Here is an 18067-nt window from a genome sequence, read left to right as displayed (position 1 = left end):
CAGATGTAGAGAATAAGACCAGGTTTATCGTGAAACGCTTTCGCTTTCCGATGGGGCGGATACTTGTAAGAACTTCGGTAACGTGAGCACCACCATCACGCCTTGGTTGATATCTGAGTCAAAACTGAGTTTGCCTTGAAGCTTTTGTCTAACCAGATTAAACACTAAGTTGAGGCCAAGCCCCGAGCCTCCTTTGCCTCGCTTACTGGTGTAAAAAGGCTCAAAAATTCGCTGATGCAGTTCAGGTGGTACACCTACACCATTATCGGTGTATACGACTTGTACTTCGTCGCCTAAGTCACTGACTTTAACATTTATTTCTGGGTTTTCGATATTCTCAAATGCGTGCCGCACGCTATTCATTACCAAGTTTGAGACGACTTGGGTCAATACTCCGGGCAAGCTACTCATTTCTAGGTTGGCATCACCTTCGATAATGGGGACGACGGGCACTTTTTTGGTTTCAGGGCGTAAACTCCCCATCAGCGCGTCTAGCGCTTGCACGACGCGAAACTGACTGCGGCTCTCTGAGACTTGGTCGACGGCCGTTTGTTTGAAATCACGAATCAAGCGGGCGGCACGATTGAGGTTGTTTTCCAACATGTTGGAGCCATCGACGATCTGCTTCATCACCGCTTCAAACTGTTGACTGGTGAGGGATTGGTCCGCGAAGGCATGATTGAGTGTGGCTACCGCTTCTTTTATCACGGAATTTGCAGTCACCGCGATCCCCAGTGGCGTGTTCACTTCATGCGCAACACCGGCAACGAGACTTCCCAAAGCAGCCAGCTTTTCTGATTCCACTAACTGATTCTGTGCCGCTTTCAGGTTTTCCATACTTTGCTCAAGATCCTGAGTCCGTTCATGGACGGTTTTCTCCAAGTTCTGGTTCAGTAGTTGCAATTCAAGCTGGGTTTGCTTTAGCTCGGTGATATCAATTGCCGTGCCGCGAAAACCGACAAATCCTTCATCGCTGAAGTGAGCAATGCCCTGAAAAACAAAGTAATGAGGACGCTTATTCAATAATATTTTCTCTTCACACATGGTGAAGTTCTCGTAGTCTTCTAGATGGTCAAGTAACGAGTGGCAGTTCGCGAGTAAAGGCAGATCGCGGATTTTGGGCGTATTGTGTATATCAATATCAAGCGCTGTCTGCATGGCATCTGAGCAAAATGTGAGACGCTGTGCGGCATCGGTTTCCCACAACCAATCTGATGACGCGCTGGTAAAGTCCGCAAGACGCTCCTGCTCCAAAATAATATTTTGGTATAGGGTTGCCATACGTTGGGTAATTTTGTTGGTCTCTTCGGCAAGCCAGTCAAGTTCGTCATCTCTTTCCATGATGAACTTGCGATGCTTAAGTTCCAGCGGCTGATGAACGGGAGCTAACGGATCAAAATGACGCAGGTGTTTGGCAATAGAGAAGACCCGCTGGCTGACACTTTGGTGGAACACCCACAAAATTAAAGAACATACAATCAGGGTTTTTATACCGTTGAGGAGTAGCGTGATCACGAACTGACGTAACAAAATGTCGTAGATTTTTTGAGCGTCTGACTCGACAAATAGGGTTCCTAACTCAATGCGCCGCCCTGTATCTGGATGAAAATAAATCAGTTCGGTGCTACTCATCACACTGTTCTGGCTAATAGGCTGACCCGCATCAAGGACGACACCATCGAACTCAATTGACAAATAGTCGATATAAGGCAAGTTCACGAGCCCATCGAGGCGATTTTGTGCACTCACCAAGTCAAAAACCCACAGGGAGGAGGCAATCAAATCGGCATGTACATTTTCAATTTCGTAGTGACGACGATCGACGTTATCGAACGCTTCTTCATAGTCCCATGAAAGCTGCAGCAGGGTCGTCATGATGGTAAAAAAGCTACTCAAAAACACCATCAATAAGATGATCCGCCGTCCGACAATGCTGAACAGCGGGTGATTAATGCTCTCCTCAAACTTCTGCAGTTGACTCATTGCTTCCCTATCGTATGCTGATCATCTTCGCGTTGTTGTTGCGAAGTGATATTGGCGAGGTTCAACGGAATTAAAAACATAAACTTGGCGCCTTCTCCGGGCGTCGATTCAAACTGTAACTCGCCTTGTAGCTTTTGCTTGACCAAGTTAAAAACCAAATTGAGTCCAAGCCCTGAGCCACCACGTCCGCGTTTGCTGGTATAAAAGGGCTCAAAAATGCGTTGATGCAACTCTTCGGGAACGCCACAGCCGTTGTCTTGGTAGCACAGATAGAGGTGCTCATCTTGGCGTTCAAACTCAATCAGAATTTGTGGTGTGTTGGTATCGTCGAATGCATGATTAATACTGTTCATGACCAAATTGGAAATAACTTGAGTGAGCACGCCGGGAAGGCTGTGCATGATGACTTTTTCCTCGCCCTTCACTATCGGCTCGACGGGCACTTTACGCGTTTCAGGATGTAAACTGGCAATAAGTGCATTGATGGTTCTTTTTACATCAAATTCAGTATGTGCTTCTGAAACTTGGTCGACGGCGGTTTGCTTGAAGTCGCGAATCAAATGAGACGCGCGATTTAGGTTGTGCTCGAGCATGTTGATACTGTCATCTACCTGCTTCATCAGTGACGCAAACTGAGCGCTCGTCAGTGTCTTTTCCTTGAAGGCATCGTTGAGCGTCGTGGTGATTTCTTTCACCACCGAGGAGGCGGTGACTGCAATGCCTAGCGGGGTATTCACTTCGTGCGCAACGCCAGCCACCAAGCTCCCTAGCGCGGCTAACTTCTCGGACTCCACCAATTGATCCTGCGCTGCCTTTAGTCTCTCCATGCTTTCTTGTAGCTCACGGGTGCGTTCATCGACCGTGACTTCGAGGTTCTGGTTTAACGTTTCGAGCTCAAATTGGGTCTTTTTGAGCTCCGTAATATCGATACCAGTTCCGCGGAACCCACGAAATCCATCAACACCATAGTGGGCGAGTGCCTGAAAGACGAAATAGCGGGTGTCATTATCAATTTGGATGATTTCTTCACACATCGCAAAATCTTGCTGACGCTGCAAATTACCAATGAATTGATTACAACCAATGGTGGTGAGCACGTCATGCAAATAGGGAAAGTGTTTAGCATCGATACCCAAAGCGTGACGCATCGGGTCAGAGCAAAAAGTGAGTTTGAGGTCGGCATCGGTTTCCCACAGCCAATCCGAGGACACATGGGTGAAATCAGAAAGGCGCTCTCGCTCTAGCATGATGTTGCGATACAGCGTTGACATGTTGTCGGTAATTTTATTGGTTTCCGCGGCGAGCCAATCCAGCTCGTCTTCCTTTTCCATGATGTATTTTTTTCTCGGGAGCGCTAGTTTCTTCTGCCCTGGATCTAACGGGTTATAACCGCGCAAGAATTGCGCGACATGAAACACACGCTGACTCACGGTGTGGTGAAAGACCAGTAGAATCAGATAACACACCAGCAAGGTCTTAATCGCGTTGAGCAAAAGCGTGAGGAAGAACTGCTGAATCAGGTGGGCATAAATCGTGTTTGTGTCGGATTCGACATAAATCGTCCCGATACGCTGTGTACGTCCTGTATCTGGGTCGTCATATTCCAACGGATATTCATTAACAAGTTTGCTTACTTCAACCGGTGAACCCGCTTCGAACAAATAATTCTCTGAACGTACGGAAAGGTAGTTCACATGGGGCAGGTTAACGAGGCCATCTAAACGCTCTTGTACACTACTCAGATCATAAATCCACAGTGAGCTTGCCAATAAGTCGGCATGAATATTTTCGATTTCATAATGGCGACTTTCGACATTATTGAATGCGTCGTTATAGTCCCAATAGGTTTGCAAAAGCGTGGTAAAAACGGTGAAAAAGCCACTGAGCAAAATCATGATCAGCAAAATTCGACGGCCCACGAGGCTGAAGAAGGGATTGCGGATACTTTCATCGAATTTATGGCTTTTGCTCATACGTCTACGATCATCGATGGCGAGAAATAAAATTTAAGTGTAGATGAAAAAACTGTTTGCAATGGCAAGGTTGTCTGTCTTGACTCGCCTACACTAAAAAAGTCAGATTATTGAGGAGAGCATCATGCACTTGTTGATTAAAGCACTCACTAGCTTTTTGCTGTGCGTCACCGCTTCTGCATGGGCGACTAACGTGATGCTGATTGAAAGCTATCACTACGGCTATGATTGGGATAAAAGCTATATCGCCGGTTTAGAGAGGACATTGGGCAGTGATTACACGCTATCTCGGTTTGAAATGGATACCAAGCGATTGCCGCCCAGTGAGTTTGAAAAGCAGGCGGATAAAGCCTTTGCCGCATACCAAGCAACCAAGCCTGAGATTGTGGTGCTTGGTGATGACAATGCGCTGAAATACATATTGCCAAGGCTCTATGACGAGCCTATCTCGATTGTATTTTTAGGGATTAACTCGAACCCTCGCCATTTACTTGCCGAATATGAGGGGCAGGCAAAAGTCACGGGTGTGCTGGAGTTGCCGTTATTTGTACGGAATATGCGTGAAATCAGCATGCTGCTAGGTAAGAAAAACATCAAAGTAAAAGTGATGTTCGATTCGGGGGTGACTTCCGAAATTGCTGCCGAGTATATATTGCGTCAGTACGAGCAAATTCGCCGCAGCTTGGGTATTGAAATCGACATCGTGAATGCCGTGACCTTTCAAGGCTGGCAACGAGAAATCGCCGCCACACAATCCGGTGGCTTTGATGCAGTGATTGTCGGCTTATATCAAACCTTGGTGGATAGTGAAGGAAACAATGTTGATTCAAATCAGGTACTTAGTTGGACCAATCAACATGTGGAGGTGCCGACCTTTGGTTTTTGGGATTTTTCCGTAGGCAAAGGAAAGACGTCTGGCGGTGTCGTGTTATTTGGTGAGTCACAAGGCCAGCATGCAGCCGATCTTGTTAAACAAATTAATGCTGGTGCTGACGCAAGCACGATACCGATTCAAATTGGTCGCCAAGGACGTGCGATTTATAGTGCCAGTGAAATGGAACGCTGGTCGTTGACGCCTTCCTCACGGTGGCAAAACATTGATTGATGGCGTGAGGGTCAAAGCCTAAGTGCTGACGATGCCGTTGGTCAGCACATTTTGGGATAAGCAATCGCTTTGGATAACACGCACAAAAAACGCGCTCAGACGGCGCGTTTTGATTGCTGGGTAAAAGCATACGGTTAGTCTGGATGCGCTTCGCGGATTGCAATAAAGTCGTCCCAGTTATCGATCAGTAAGTCGACCAGTTTGGGCTCAAAATGTTTGCCGCGCTGCGCGACCAGCTCGTTACGAATGTCGTCATCAGTCCACGCATCTTTATAGGACCGTTTTGACCCGAGTGCATCAAACACGTCGGCCAATGCAGAAATCCGTCCACTGACAGGGATGTTTTCCCCTGCCAATTTATTGGGATAACCACAGCCATCCCATTTTTCATGGTGAGTCGCGGCGATTTCTTTGGCAACCAAAATTAAACGGCGTTTGGAATGGCTTAGAATTTCAACACCATATTCCACATGTTTTTGCATGATCTCCCACTCGTCAGCATCGAGTTTGCCAGGTTTGTGCAAAATGGCATCAGGGATAGCTACTTTGCCCACATCATGCAGAGGTGAGCCGTGTTTAATCATGGTGGCCTCTTGCTCACTCAGACCATAAAGCTCAGCGAGACGTTCACAGAACAAAGACACCCTTTGCACGTGCGCCCCCGTTTCTTTACTCCGCGCCTCCACCGCATTGGCGAGGTTGTAAACCAGCTCTTTGGAGGTTTCACGTAAATCCACCATCAGGCTGAGATTCTCGAACGTGAGCCCAATGTTTTGCATATATATTTTCAGCAAATGTTGGTCGAGCTCGGAGAGTGTTTTCGCGTGATTCACGTACAGGAGAAATTCAACATCCTCCTCGTCACGATGGAACAGCACAAACCCATCATCAAATTGGATGCTTTGTTGTTTGTTCAGGGCTTGTTGGCAACGCTCTGAAACTGTTTTAGGCAACTTCTCAAACGCACATTCACTGTAGCAATCGACGTATTCCCCTGTCGCGGCGAGGGTCAGTGCGCGTGACTCTTCTGCGCCAGGGCGAGGTTGTACCACGCAGTAAAAGGCTGAGTCATGAATGTGTAGCAATGAGGTAAGTTGCTCCAACACCGCGGTCGCATAGTGTTGCAGGTTAGTAGTGTTTTGGACGTTGGCCGACGCCTCAATCACCCGCTTTAATCCTTGTTTTTGCTCCTCAATCATGCACAAATCGCGATAAGAGCGCAGCATCGAGTAGAGTAAGGTTTTTAGCTTTTGGGTGGTGAGTTCAGTTTTTTCTTTGTAATCGTCAATATCGTATTCGCGGATGACTCTGTCTTCGGGGGCTTGTCCCGCTTGGCCAGTCCGCAATACTAACCGGATCACGTGGTCATTTTTCTCATCGCGGATATATCGCACCAGATCTAAACCAGCGTGCTCGGTTTCCATCACCACATCCACAAGTGCCAGGGCGATACCTTCCTCTTTTGCGAGAATGTCTTTTGCTTCTTGCCCTGATAATGCCGATAAAATCTCGAGCGGGCGATCTTGAAACGTAAACCCTGTTAACGCCAAGCGCGTCACCTCGTGCATCAAATCATCATCATCCACCAACAGAATACGCCAAGGCTCGTGAGTGGAAGCCTGATTCGCTTCTGGTGGGGATGGAGATGCGTTGTCACGCAGATCCGCAAACAAGTCCATGATCTTCGCCTCTATTCGCGTACTTCTTAATTAACTAAAGCGTAGTTGAGCAAAATAAAAGTTGCGAGTTGGGATAACGCACTCAATGAGAATCATATTGCTGCATTAGTGAGTTCGTTTCGATACGTCATTAGATATCACTGATCTAGCACATAACAGCTCTATTTGCCTTTGATACCCTGGAGAACGCACCCGCTTATCGGATGTAGTCGATTGCACAAGTTTGGCGGTTTGGCAGACAAAACAGCGCCGTCATTCAACGTGTTGCGTAACGCATCAGTAAGATTGTTGTGATGCGTATACCATTTGACAATAAGCGGTTTTGCGGGTTTTTGTGATCACTGTTTTACTGACTAGACAACAATCACAATCAGACTTTGATAAACAAACAAGGCAGTTATGTTTAAAAAACTTTCATTAAAAAATAAGCTTGCGCTATCGGCGAGTGTCGCCATCATCATTGGTGGCTTATTGGTTGAAGCTCTCTCATTTCGGGCGTCACTATCACGGCTTGATACCGAGGTATCGCAACGTCTCGAAAGCACGACGGCCTCATATAACCAATATGTGGCCGATTGGATCGTGTCGAAAGAACGTGCGATGACGTCGCTAAGTAGTGAAGCCAACCTTAATAGCATTGTGACGCACCTAAAACAGGTTCGCGATTCGGGTGGGTTTGATAATGTGTTCCTCGCGTATCCAGATGGTAGTCAAGACAACGCCAATGGTGTGGTCCTCCCACCCGGTAATGATGATCCGCGTAAATGGGGTTGGTATATCAACGCCAAAGCCGATCCGTCCAGTGTGTTTATGGATAACCCTACGGTAGCCGCAGCAACGGGCGCCAATGTGGTCTCATTAGGGAAAGCCTTGCAACTGGGTGGCGACATGGTGGTGCTGGGTGCTGACGTTGAAATTGGCGACATCATTGAGGGGCTTGAGAAGGTTATCCTACCTGGGCGTGGTTATATGTTTATTGCCAATGGCGATGGCAACATCTTTACCCATGCCAATACGGATCTTCTTAACCAACCCGTCAGTGATTTAGGCCTATCGTTAAGTACGATAAAAAATGCCGCTAATTCGGGCCAAGATCTCATGGCAGAGGTGAACGGTGAGCAAAGTGTGGTGTATGCCAAACCGATTGCCGATACAGGGTTAATGACGGTCACAGTGATCAATTATGACTCGCTGGTAGCGCCTTTGTTCGATGCGGTATGGGGACAAATCGCCGTGACCATCGGGGTGGTGATTGCGTGTACTTTGTTATTTAACCTGCTGGTTAACGTCCTGTTTAAACCACTGACCAATGTGTCGAATGCGCTTGAGCAAATTGCCCATGGTAGCGGTGATTTGACCCAGCGGATTGAAGTAGAGAGTGAAGATGAGGTCGGGCAGTTGGCGCACAATTTCAATACTTTCGTCGGAAGTATGCACCAACTCATCAGCCATATTCGAGAGCAGGCCGGTCAGCTGACATCGCAATCAAAAAGCAGTACCGATCGTGCACAACGCAATGTGGATGATATTAATCAGCAACAACAAGAAATTACCATGGTGGCGACGGCCGTGACAGAACTGGCCTCGGCGACGCAGGAAATTGCCTCTCATGCAGAGCACACCGCAAGCACCGCACAAGATTCAACCGCAAGCACCAATAATGGTCGGGCGGTGGTGGAGAACACCAAGACGTCAATTACGCGCTTGGCCGATGAGTTGAAGCAGGCCAGTACCATCGTGGCGGAGTTGGATAGTCACTCCCAAGAAATCTCGACCGTTCTGTCGACCATTCAAGATATTGCTGAGCAAACCAATTTGTTGGCGCTGAATGCGGCGATTGAGGCGGCGCGTGCAGGCGAACAGGGCCGTGGTTTTGCGGTAGTTGCCGATGAAGTGCGCATCTTGTCTCAGCGCACCCATGCATCGACTGAAGAAATTAAATCCACGATTGAGACATTGCAAACCACCACAGCCAATGCCGTTTCTATTATGGAAAGCAGTTCATCACTGGCGGGTGATTCAGTCGCGGACGCTGATAAAGCCACTGCGGCATTGAGTGAGATTGACGCGGCGGTTAACCAAATTAGCGATATGGCGACTCAAATTGCAACGGCTGCTGAAGAACAAACCCATGTGACTAGCGAGATCACGCAAAATATTACCTCAATTAAAGATGTGTCTGAGCATCTTGTTCATAGTGCGAACGATGCGTCTGAAGAGGCGGATGGGTTGCGTATTCAAGCGGCGAACCTTAGCGAAAAAGTGGCAACCTACAAACTTTAAACGCACATCTGGCTACCCTGACATTAAGGGTAGCCAGCTTTTTTGAAAAAAATGAAGATAAAACTGAACTTTATTCAGTGAGATTGGTCACACTAAGCACTGAAGCAACAACAAAAAGGTTTTATGCTAACCCTATTACGAAATTTTCGTACCTCATTTATCTTCTTTCTGCTTGGCATTGGATGCCTCTTAGCGTTCAATTTATCCACTCCGAACATCGCTGCCAACGGCATGCTGCAAGAACCCTTTGCGTTTATCCCTCTTGCATGGCTATTCCTCGCGGTGAGCGCGGTGATTTTTGCGTTTAAAATGGTGCAAACGGTATTGATCGTTAAACGCCAACACCTCGATTGCTGATACCAAGGTCCAGAGGAGGCAACATGATTGAACGTCACGGCCGAGAACTGGATATTGATATCGGTAATAAACATTTGGTGATTCAACGTCGTTATGAGGCGTGTGGGGCCTTTAACGACCTTTTAATCGCGATTTGGTTTTTGATTGGCAGTTTTTTCTTCTTAAACGATGCATTGATGGAGAGTGGTACCTGGCTTTTCATTGTTGGGAGCGCGTAGCTGCTGTTAAAACCGAGTATCAAGTTGATGAGTTTGGTCCATGTCTCGCGCGTGCAACAACGGGCACAGAACACAGCATAACCAACGGTTACTCAATCAATTATAAATTCATTAGCCTCTGAGCCAAGAGGCGAATAAACCCAAGAGGCAGGGTGATGACCCTGCCTCTTGCTATGGTGGCATCGCACTGGTTGGTTTATTATCGCTATTTATCCCAGAATCCAGAGCTGAAGGGCAATAAAAAAGCCAATCGATAGCCCGACCACTAACAAGGTGGATAAACGTGTACAGGCTAAACCGATCGCTAAAAGTGCACTTAATAAGTAAGGATTGGTTAAGGTGACAGAGAGGTGTCCTTCAGGGAAAAAGACAATCGGTACCCATAGCGCGGTCAGGACCGCCGGTGCAGAGTAGGTCAGGAGTCGTTGTAACCGCGGACCTATGCGTACAGGGATACTTCGTGCAAGCAACAGATAACGTACCGAGAAGGTGATCAGCGCCATCGCGACAATGATAAACCAGTAACTCATGTTGCTGCCCTCCGTGTCGGTAGAGACTCAGCCATTAGCCCCGCGACCATACCTACGCCGGTTGCAATGATTAACGCATTGGGGATGTGGTAATAGGTGAATAGCAGCATACTGACACCGCTCGCCAAGGCACAAAGCAGCACGGGGCGGGTTTTTATACTGGGCACGGTCAGTGCGATAAAGGTGGCCGCAATGGCAAAGTCGAGCCCGATGGATTCCAAGGCTTTCAATTGAGAACCGGCGAGAATCCCTGCTAAGGTGGCAAGGTTCCAACCGACATAAAATGCGGCGCCCGTATACAGGGCGTAGTGTTTAGAAAATCTACCATGCTTGTTGGTGTGTGCGGTTGAAAGCGCATACATCTCATCAGTCAGTAAAAAACCGAGGCCGAGACGCCACTTAAGTGGCAAGGGAGTAATGTACTGACGAAAGTGGGCACCATAGAGAAGGTGCCGTGCGCTAATTACCAGTGTAGAACCGAGCACCGCCGGTAAGCCCGCTGCATTGCCCACCATCATGGTGCCCGACAATTGCACCGCCCCTGCAAAAACCAGTAATGACATGGCTTGTGTTTGTAGCGCACTGAATCCCATTTGCAGCCCTAATGAACCGCAGAGTATCCCCCAAGGCAGGACGGCGAGGCACAACGGACTCACATCGCCTAATGCGCGCCATACTGATGCCTCAGGCGCATGCACCTCTTGTGCAGCCTTATGCATAGATCACCTTTTTGTTGTATTTGCTTAGTTATAAATTGTTTTTATCGGTAAGGTGCTAAAAGGTCAGGTAACGTACTGATTAACAAACTTACCAGATGTTTGTATCACATCACCGCCATGCCGCAAAGAGATGGGATTATCAACAGCCAGAGTGGCTCACTAAGACACAGAAAGGAAACACGATGAAAGCACCGCATCGCCTGAAGGGATCAACATCGCCAAGCGTGCATTTTCTCTATGTTTGGTTAGTGTCAACGGCAATAGCCAGTGCCGCTGTGGTTGGTGCATGGCAGGCGGGGTGGATAACATTGACGACGTTTGGGGATGGTGCATTTTACGTCGGGGGGCTCGTTTGGTCGGCAGCGGGGCTTGTGACGTACAGTCGTTACAAAAGCCGCTATTGGTATCGTGATTCAGTAACACGGCGGGCGCTCACGGCTCAACAACACGCGATGGTGATCGATTCATCGTCACCGCCCGATGACAAGCTCGGACTGTGGCTGCTTTTAAGAACCTATCCCAAAAGGGATTTATTCCAAACAATGAGGCCACAAGCAAAATGCAACATGGCCTCGTAGTTTTCGATTTTCTTTTCCCAACGAACAAGCAATCTACGATAACGGTTTAGCCAGCTATGAGTTCGCTCCACAACCCAACGATGAGCCTTAAAATCATCCGATTGCTTCAAGCTCGCGGCCTCTTCAGCACGTGATTGAACATGGGGAATGTAGTTCAAAGCAACCAGTTCATCATGTAACCACTGGCCTGTATAACCTTTGTCTAGGTACAAAGGTACTTTCAGCGGCGGCCGATAACACTCTAGTGCATCTAATGTTTGAAGTACCAGCTTAATGTCGTGGACGTTTGCGCCATCGCTAACAACAGCCAGTGGCAATCCATTCGCATCCGTCAACAAACTGCGTTTTACGCCTTGTTTCGCACGGTCTGTTGGGTTCTTACCTGTTTTTTTGAGCCAGCTAAAGGTGCTTTAGTTTGGCACCCGTCCATTGATATGGAACTCCAATCAACCCCTTCGTAAATCAGGCCATTTTGCCAAAATCGCTCAAAGACTCCTGCATCTCGCCACTCTTGAAAACGACGATGTGCAGAGCTAGAGGAACAAATACCTGTCGCGTTAAGCGCATTCCACTGACAACCAGTTCTGAGAACAAAGAGGATGCCGTTCATGGCATCACGATTATCGACTCTCTTTCGATGTGTTCCTAGAGGATGGTTCGTCTTGTGGATTGGTAAAAGCGGCTCAATTTTTGCCCAAAGGGCGTCAGAGATTAGGTATTGTGTCGAATTCATTTACAGTATTTTCAATAGGTGTTGATTTACTCAGACAACACCTATTGAGATAGGTTCTAAGTGGGCTTCCCGCCATGATACTCAGTGGTATATTGATGTTGGTGGCTTAACCCACCCAGTGATAATGGTGGTTCGGCTTTTTGGCGACCAATCCCTGTTGTTGTAAGTGGGTAAATAGGGCATCGACAGCCTCTTGGCTGAGCGCATACTCCGCCATTACGGCTTTCTTGCTACAACGTAGCGTTTTGGCGGCTAACGCGGCTTTGATATCGGCATAAGGCGCATCCGCATCCTCGTGAGGAGACGCTGAATCCGGCGTGGTGGATTCCGCGTTTATCTCATTGGCACGAGGAAACGCCTTGGTGTTCACTGGCGTAGGAGGCGTGGCATGCGGATGACGATACCAATGGCGGAAACGCTGCTCTTCACCAATCACGCCGACAAAGAAAGCGGCGAACAAATCTAGCAACACAGAGAGAAAAATCACCAGCCAAGATTGGGCTTGATCGGCGCTGATGCCTAATGTGTTAGCAAGGTTGCTAATCAACCCCAAGATGGATCCCTGTGCCACTGCGGGCAAACTATCGCGCTCGAACGCGAGCTGCTGTTGCTCTTTACGTAATTGGTTGTTTTCTTTTTGTAATCGCGCCACACCAGTCGCAATTCTATCCAATTCGATATAACGCTCAGCGGCTTGATTATTCAATGTGATTTGTTGCTCGATAGCGTCGATTTGCCGATTATAAGCGTCAATCTGCGCTTGGGCTTGGCGCTGCTCACTTTGCGCAGCATTGGTGGCACTATTGATACCGCCAATACTGCCTCCAATCGAGATTAAGGCCAAAATGAGATAAAAAGCCAAGGCTGATAAGGCACCCACATAGTTGCCGTGCGCCCGGCGCTCACCAAACTCGTACCATGCGTAAAACTTACCCGCTTCAAAAATCACTGCCAATGCCCCGAACAACCATTGCATTAGCGGGTTGTCGTCAAGGGATAAGAACAGCAGCAGGGAAAAAATGGTAGAAGCCACAATAGCGGCACCGGTAAAGCTGTACACACTCAACATGGCGAATCGCCCTTTTGGGAAGCGTAACGCCATCTTGGTTGGCGCTGACATGACTGGATTCATATTGTTGTTATTGTCTGTGATATTGAGAGGGCGCAAAGCCTAGCGCATCTCAGTCCGTTTGTGTGTCAGTAAGCGGTGAAAACATGAATAAGCGATTGATTCATCGCCAATATGGATTAAAAGGCATCACAAAACCGACGCAAGCAGGTCGGGTTTCATTTCTTCTTCCGTGCAGGCATGTCATAGTCAGCTTTCATCTCATGCATTAAGTAAACCCTTGAAGGCGTGTTGATATATGACGTTTCAAAATGGAATGACAGGGGACAACGGGGGCGTATGCTAGCGCGATCGTATGTGACATTAATTAAGCACCAATGGCCGTTAATTGCCTTTGGCTTTCTATCGATCTTTTTTGGCAACATTGGTCAATCGTTTTTCATCAGTTGGTATGGCAGCAGTATTAAAGATGCGCTGTTGTTGAGCGATGCAACCTACGGCGGGGTTTACGCTATTGCGACCATGACCAGCAGTGTGTTGGTGATTAGCTTTGGTGGTGTGGTCGATCGGGTGCGGGTCGACAAATTACTGATCTTTTTTGCCACGTTACTCATGGTCGCGTGTGCGTTGATGTATTCGGTTGATAGTGTGGTAGAGCTGCTGCTGGTTTTTTTCTTACTGCGTTTTTGCGGACAAGGTTTTTTACCTCACATTGCGCAAGCCACTGTGATTAAGCGTGCGCAGCAGGATAAAGGTAAAGCCATTAGCTTGGTCGGCAGTGGTGTCGCCATTGGCGAGGTGGTTTTACCCTCAATCGTCATTGGCTTAATCGCGTTTTTAGGCTGGCGTGAAAGCTGGTTGTTCATTGGCGCCACCCTGTTAGTGGTGTTTTTACCATTAGTGTTATTGCTAGTCAGAAAAGCAGATCTTAAACGGACGCGTATTGAGGCAGATAATCAAAACCACGCCAGTGATGCGAGTCGGCGTCAAGTTATTCGCGACTGGCGGTTTTGGATGATCATACCGATAGCCTTGGTGACGCCGTTTTTGGTCACCGGCGTATTTATCCAACAGGACTTTATCCTAGAAGCGAAACGGTGGACACCTAGCGTGCTAGCAGGCAGTTTCGTATTTTACGGTGCCGTGCATTGGCTAAGTTCAGTGATATCAGGCAGCTTGATTGATAAATACCGTTCGCGAAATGTACTTATCTTAATCCCCATTCCACTGTTGCTCGGGTTGATGGTGATTGCCAACGTCAATCACACCTTAGCGGCGCCGCTTTTTATGTGCCTTTTTGGTTTAGCGATTGGTGCAACCAATCCGGTGATTAATACCTTATGGGCGGAAATGTACGGAGTCTCGCATATTGGTGCCATTCGTTCTTTGGTGACAGGCATGATGATCCTTTCCACCGCGTTAGCGCCTTGGGTGTTTGGTATTGTTATCGATATCGGCTGGACGCTTAATGAGATGACTTATGCACTCATTGGAATGATTCTTTCCTTTACCGTGTTGCTGGTCCCCGTCTATCCACGCCTATAAACCGCAGCGCTGAGCGTAATGTACGAAAACCAACCTTGTCTGATGGTCAAAAACAAGCGAAAAAAGGGGTTGGCGAAAAGATTGAAATAAATCTACGTTAAAAATACCACAGAGACTCATTAACTCTATGATTTATATGGATAACGTATTTTTTTGATAAAAATGTGACGGTTGACGCTTGGTTAATAACTGACTAGGATCACGCCTTTTGATTTTCTGGGTTGCAGCAGGCCCGAGATCAGAACGCGACATCACTTTTTAATCCCAATTTATAGAGACGTTCATGATAGATAGAATTCAGCGTGATTGGTTCTCCAATGTACGCGGCGATATCCTCGCGGGTATCGTAGTGGCATTGGCTTTGATTCCTGAAGCGATTGCCTTTTCGATTATTGCCGGCGTTGATCCCAAAGTCGGTCTGTATGCCTCGTTCAGTATCGCCGTGATCATTGCCTTTGTAGGCGGTCGTCCGGGTATGATCTCGGCAGCCACCGGTGCGATGGCATTGCTGATGGTCACCTTGGTGAAAGAGCATGGCTTGCAATACTTACTTGCCGCTACCGTGCTAACCGGTATTCTGCAGATCGGTGCGGGTTATCTAAAACTCGGCAACCTGATGCGTTTTGTCTCGCGCTCAGTGGTGACAGGGTTTGTGAACGCCTTGGCGATTTTGATTTTTATGGCGCAACTCCCTGAGCTGTTTGGCCCCGAGATCATGCGCGAGGGCGATATCCTCTGGCATGTCTACCCAATGACGTTAGCGGGCCTTGGCATTATCTATTTGTTCCCTTATATCCCGCGTATTGGTAAAGCCATTCCTTCTCCGTTGGTGTGTATTTTGGTCCTTACCGGTATCGCGATGACATACAACCTTGATTTACGTACTGTCGGAGATATGGGTGAGCTGCCGGATACCTTACCTGTATTCTTGTGGCCGGACGTACCGCTAAACTGGGACACGCTGGCGATTATCTTCCCATACTCTGCGGGACTGGCGGTGGTTGGTCTGTTGGAATCGATGATGACCGCCACTATCGTGGACGATTTGACCGATACCAGCAGCGATAAAAACCGTGAATGTAAAGGCCAAGGTGTGGCTAACATTGCGACCGGTTTTCTTGGTGGTATGGCCGGTTGTGCGATGATTGGTCAGTCCGTTATCAACGTGAAATCGGGTGGCCGCGGACGTCTATCGACCTTTATCGCCGGTACTTTGCTGCTAATCATGGTGGTGTTCCTCAGCGATTGGATTAGCCAGATTCCGATGGCTGCGTTGGTCGCGGTCATGATTATGGTTTCGATCGGTACCTTCTCTTGGGAGTCCATCATTAATCTGAAGTCGCACCCACTGTCGACCAATATCGTTATGCTGACGACCGTTGCTGTGGTTGTATTCACCCATAACTTGGCGATTGGTGTGTTTGTGGGTGTGTTACTCGCGGCGCTATTTTTCGCCAACAAGATTGGTCGTTTTATGGTGGTCAAAAGCGACAATGCAGACAATGGCGACGAGCGCACGTATCGCGTTGTTGGCCAAGTCTTTTTTGCCTCGTCAGATCAATTTTTATCATCGTTTGACTTCAAAGAAGCGGTGGAGCGTGTCACCATCGACCTTTCTGCAGCGCACTTCTGGGATATTACGTCCGTGTCTGTACTCGACAAGGTGGTGATTAAATTCCGTCGTGAAGGCACTGAAGTTAACATCGTGGGTATGAATGATGCGACGGCGACCATCGTCGATAAGTTCGGCGTGCACGATAAGCCGGAAGAAGTAGAAAAAATGATGGGTGGCCACTAAGGAGACCGACCATGGAACAAATTACCGCGTGCGTAGATGGCCCGCATTATTCAAAGCAAGTCGCAGATTTGAGCGTTTGGGCAGCCAAGCGCTTGTCTGTCCCTTTGACACTTTTGCATGTGCTGGATAAATCCTCACACCCAGCGGAACCTGAGCTTTCAGGTAACCTAGGAGTCGGGAGCCGTGAACAACTGTTGCAAGAGTTGGTGGAGCTGGATGAGCAGCGTGCCAAGCTAGCCATGAAACACGGCACAGCGCTGCTGTCCGAGCTGGAAGACGACGCCAAAGCCAAAGGGCTGGACGATGTGCGTAAACTGCAACGCCACGGCCATTTAGTAGAAACATTACTTGAGCTTGAGCCACAAACTCGTGTTTTGGTATTGGGTAAATCGGGTGAATTGCATCAAAACGATACCAAAGCGATTGGATCGCAGCTGGAAAGTGTGATCCGCTCTATCAAGGCGCATACCTTGGTCGCGAATGGTGAGTTCAGTGCGCCAGAGTCTTACTTATTGGCCTTTGATGGCAGCGACATCAGCGAAAAGTTGGTAGAAAAAGCCTTGAGCACGCCGCTGTTGGCAGGGATGACATGTCATTTGGTGATGGTAGAAGACTCACAAGAAAAGCTGGCAGCGTTTAAACGTGCGGCAGAGCGCTTGAAAACGGCGGGTGTCGATGTGGTTGAAGTGCAGTTAACCGGTGAGGTGCACCGCGCTATCCTAGACTATCAAGCGGCCAACCAAGTTGGACTGATTGTGATGGGGGCTTATGGTCACTCGAAACTGCGTCAGTTCTTTTTGGGCAGCAACACCACCAAGCTGCTGGTTGAATCAACGGTGCCTATGCTGTTGATCCGCTAACCGCGCCGGATAGCAAGCAAATAAAAACCCGCATGATGCGGGTTTTTTTGTATCGGTTGACCGTTTGTCTTTAGTACGTTTGGGGATCAGTACTTAAAGCGTGTGGTAAACATAAATTGGTCGCCATACCACTCGTTTACACGATACTCGGCACCCAAAGAAAAGAGTTCGGTGGCGTGGAAACGACCGTATGCGGAGCCAAAGGTATCTTCTTCATCATCGACGGTGAGCAAACCAATTTGGCCGCCAACTTCTACCTGTGGGCCCAACCACTGACGGATACCTAGATTCACTTCTAGACCCACATCACTGTCGTAATCCTTTTTGTTCACCCCACGAGCAAGTAGCTCACCGGTCAGGTCTGCCCAGTTATTAATCGGGGCATGAAAGCCAATCCCTGCTGATGTATCCCAGTCTGAATCAAACTCGGTGTCTGCCTCAACGCGAATGTGTGCATTAGGATGGATAGACATGCTAAATCCTGCACCATAGGTGAGTGGGCTGACACCAATGCGCCCTTCAACGTAATCGTAACTGAAGTTACTCATGGTGCTCAGGCTGGCGTCGTCTTCATTGGCCGCGGCGCTGAATGAGGCCAGAGCGACAATAGCGCCGGCTAATAGAGATTTACGCATTA

Annotated in this window: 14 protein-coding genes and 1 pseudogene; 7 read left to right on the top strand and 8 right to left on the bottom strand. The window is 48.2% G+C overall.

Going from position 1 to position 18067, the window contains the following annotated elements:
- Positions 1-24: 24 nt before the first annotated feature.
- Both N7E60_RS08295 and N7E60_RS08290 read right to left on the bottom strand, forming a co-directional pair.
- Positions 25-1983, bottom strand: coding sequence for a PAS domain-containing sensor histidine kinase (locus N7E60_RS08295; protein ID WP_269597137.1), 1959 nt, complete (start codon positions 1981-1983; stop codon positions 25-27).
- On the bottom strand, positions 1980-3956 hold the full coding sequence (locus N7E60_RS08290) for a sensor histidine kinase (RefSeq protein ID WP_269597136.1): 1977 nt from the start codon (positions 3954-3956) through the stop codon (positions 1980-1982). The genes N7E60_RS08295 and N7E60_RS08290 overlap by 4 nt, the downstream gene beginning before the upstream one ends.
- A 124-nt stretch (positions 3957-4080) precedes the next feature.
- On the opposite strand from N7E60_RS08290, the gene N7E60_RS08285 reads away from it, so the two are divergent.
- A complete protein-coding gene (locus tag N7E60_RS08285) occupies positions 4081-5061 on the top strand; it encodes an ABC transporter substrate-binding protein (RefSeq protein WP_269597134.1) in 981 nt (326 codons plus the stop codon).
- Between the two features lie 134 nt (positions 5062-5195).
- On the opposite strand, the gene N7E60_RS08280 is transcribed toward N7E60_RS08285, so the two are convergent.
- Positions 5196-6740, bottom strand: a complete 1545-nt coding sequence (locus N7E60_RS08280; RefSeq protein ID WP_269597131.1) for a DUF3369 domain-containing protein — start codon at positions 6738-6740, stop codon at positions 5196-5198.
- 399 nt (positions 6741-7139) lie between these two features.
- Between N7E60_RS08280 and N7E60_RS08275 the strand changes: the two genes are divergently transcribed.
- The 3 genes and pseudogenes from N7E60_RS08275 (at position 7140) to N7E60_RS08265 (ending at position 9679) form a co-directional block, all read left to right on the top strand.
- The gene (locus N7E60_RS08275) at positions 7140-9023 is read left to right on the top strand and encodes a methyl-accepting chemotaxis protein (protein WP_269597130.1); all 1884 of its coding nucleotides are present in this window, start codon (positions 7140-7142) and stop codon (positions 9021-9023) included.
- Between the two features lie 123 nt (positions 9024-9146).
- Entirely contained in the window at positions 9147-9380 is a 234-nt protein-coding gene (locus tag N7E60_RS08270; protein WP_269597129.1) for a DUF3955 domain-containing protein, read from the top strand.
- 23 nt (positions 9381-9403) lie between these two features.
- Positions 9404-9679 (top strand): annotated as a pseudogene (locus N7E60_RS08265) (YrhK family protein).
- Between the two features lie 128 nt (positions 9680-9807).
- Here the strand turns inward: N7E60_RS08265 and N7E60_RS08260 are convergent.
- From N7E60_RS08260 to N7E60_RS08245, 4 genes are all read right to left on the bottom strand, one after another.
- On the bottom strand, positions 9808-10128 hold the full coding sequence (locus N7E60_RS08260) for an AzlD domain-containing protein (RefSeq protein ID WP_269597127.1): 321 nt from the start codon (positions 10126-10128) through the stop codon (positions 9808-9810).
- A complete protein-coding gene (locus tag N7E60_RS08255) occupies positions 10125-10847 on the bottom strand; it encodes an AzlC family ABC transporter permease (RefSeq protein ID WP_269597125.1) in 723 nt (240 codons plus the stop codon). Before N7E60_RS08255 ends, N7E60_RS08260 begins: the two co-directional genes overlap by 4 nt.
- 514 nt (positions 10848-11361) lie before the next feature.
- A protein-coding gene (locus N7E60_RS08250; RefSeq protein ID WP_269597063.1) for an IS5 family transposase occupies positions 11362-12158 on the bottom strand; the annotation gives its coding sequence in 2 pieces (ribosomal slippage) (positions 11362-11817 and positions 11820-12158; 795 coding nt in all).
- 106 nt (positions 12159-12264) lie between these two features.
- On the bottom strand, positions 12265-13278 hold the full coding sequence (locus N7E60_RS08245) for a Preprotein translocase subunit SecY (RefSeq protein WP_269597123.1): 1014 nt from the start codon (positions 13276-13278) through the stop codon (positions 12265-12267).
- Between the two features lie 288 nt (positions 13279-13566).
- On the opposite strand from N7E60_RS08245, the gene N7E60_RS08240 reads away from it, so the two are divergent.
- The 3 genes from N7E60_RS08240 to N7E60_RS08230 all read left to right on the top strand — a co-directional run bounded on the left by N7E60_RS08240 (position 13567) and on the right by N7E60_RS08230 (position 17430).
- Positions 13567-14772 (top strand): MFS transporter, encoded by a 1206-nt coding sequence (locus tag N7E60_RS08240; protein WP_269597122.1) that lies wholly within the window; start codon positions 13567-13569, stop codon positions 14770-14772.
- 283 nt (positions 14773-15055) lie between these two features.
- On the top strand, positions 15056-16570 hold the full coding sequence (locus N7E60_RS08235; protein WP_077455651.1) for a SulP family inorganic anion transporter: 1515 nt from the start codon (positions 15056-15058) through the stop codon (positions 16568-16570).
- Positions 16571-16581: 11 nt separating this feature from the next.
- The gene (locus N7E60_RS08230; RefSeq protein WP_269597120.1) at positions 16582-17430 is read left to right on the top strand and encodes a universal stress protein; all 849 of its coding nucleotides are present in this window, start codon (positions 16582-16584) and stop codon (positions 17428-17430) included.
- A gap of 86 nt (positions 17431-17516) precedes the next feature.
- Here N7E60_RS08230 and N7E60_RS08225 read toward each other — a convergent pair whose 3' ends face one another.
- Positions 17517-18065: a hypothetical protein gene (locus N7E60_RS08225; protein ID WP_069587087.1), complete on the bottom strand. Its 549-nt coding sequence runs from the start codon at positions 18063-18065 to the stop codon at positions 17517-17519.
- Positions 18066-18067 lie beyond the last annotated feature (2 nt).

It is taken from the genome of Salinivibrio proteolyticus, assembly GCF_027286365.1.
Classification (GTDB): domain Bacteria; phylum Pseudomonadota; class Gammaproteobacteria; order Enterobacterales; family Vibrionaceae; genus Salinivibrio; species Salinivibrio proteolyticus.
Note: the sequence above shows the minus strand (reverse complement) of the source record. Positions and strands in the feature narration are given on the sequence as shown.

Coding starts and splice junctions, on each gene's coding strand:
- N7E60_RS08225 (WP_069587087.1), bottom strand. CDS start 18,065: ATGCGTAAATCTCTATTAGCCGGCGCTATTGTCGCTCTGGCCTCATTC.
- N7E60_RS08245 (WP_269597123.1), bottom strand. CDS start 13,278: ATGTCAGCGCCAACCAAGATGGCGTTACGCTTCCCAAAAGGGCGATTC.
- N7E60_RS08290 (WP_269597136.1), bottom strand. CDS start 3,956: ATGAGCAAAAGCCATAAATTCGATGAAAGTATCCGCAATCCCTTCTTC.
- N7E60_RS08280 (WP_269597131.1), bottom strand. CDS start 6,740: ATGGACTTGTTTGCGGATCTGCGTGACAACGCATCTCCATCCCCACCA.
- N7E60_RS08230 (WP_269597120.1), top strand. CDS start 16,582: ATGGAACAAATTACCGCGTGCGTAGATGGCCCGCATTATTCAAAGCAA.
- N7E60_RS08285 (WP_269597134.1), top strand. CDS start 4,081: ATGCACTTGTTGATTAAAGCACTCACTAGCTTTTTGCTGTGCGTCACC.
- N7E60_RS08240 (WP_269597122.1), top strand. CDS start 13,567: ATGCTAGCGCGATCGTATGTGACATTAATTAAGCACCAATGGCCGTTA.
- N7E60_RS08270 (WP_269597129.1), top strand. CDS start 9,147: ATGCTAACCCTATTACGAAATTTTCGTACCTCATTTATCTTCTTTCTG.
- N7E60_RS08260 (WP_269597127.1), bottom strand. CDS start 10,128: ATGAGTTACTGGTTTATCATTGTCGCGATGGCGCTGATCACCTTCTCG.
- N7E60_RS08255 (WP_269597125.1), bottom strand. CDS start 10,847: ATGCATAAGGCTGCACAAGAGGTGCATGCGCCTGAGGCATCAGTATGG.
- N7E60_RS08275 (WP_269597130.1), top strand. CDS start 7,140: ATGTTTAAAAAACTTTCATTAAAAAATAAGCTTGCGCTATCGGCGAGT.
- N7E60_RS08295 (WP_269597137.1), bottom strand. CDS start 1,983: ATGAGTCAACTGCAGAAGTTTGAGGAGAGCATTAATCACCCGCTGTTC.
- N7E60_RS08235 (WP_077455651.1), top strand. CDS start 15,056: ATGATAGATAGAATTCAGCGTGATTGGTTCTCCAATGTACGCGGCGAT.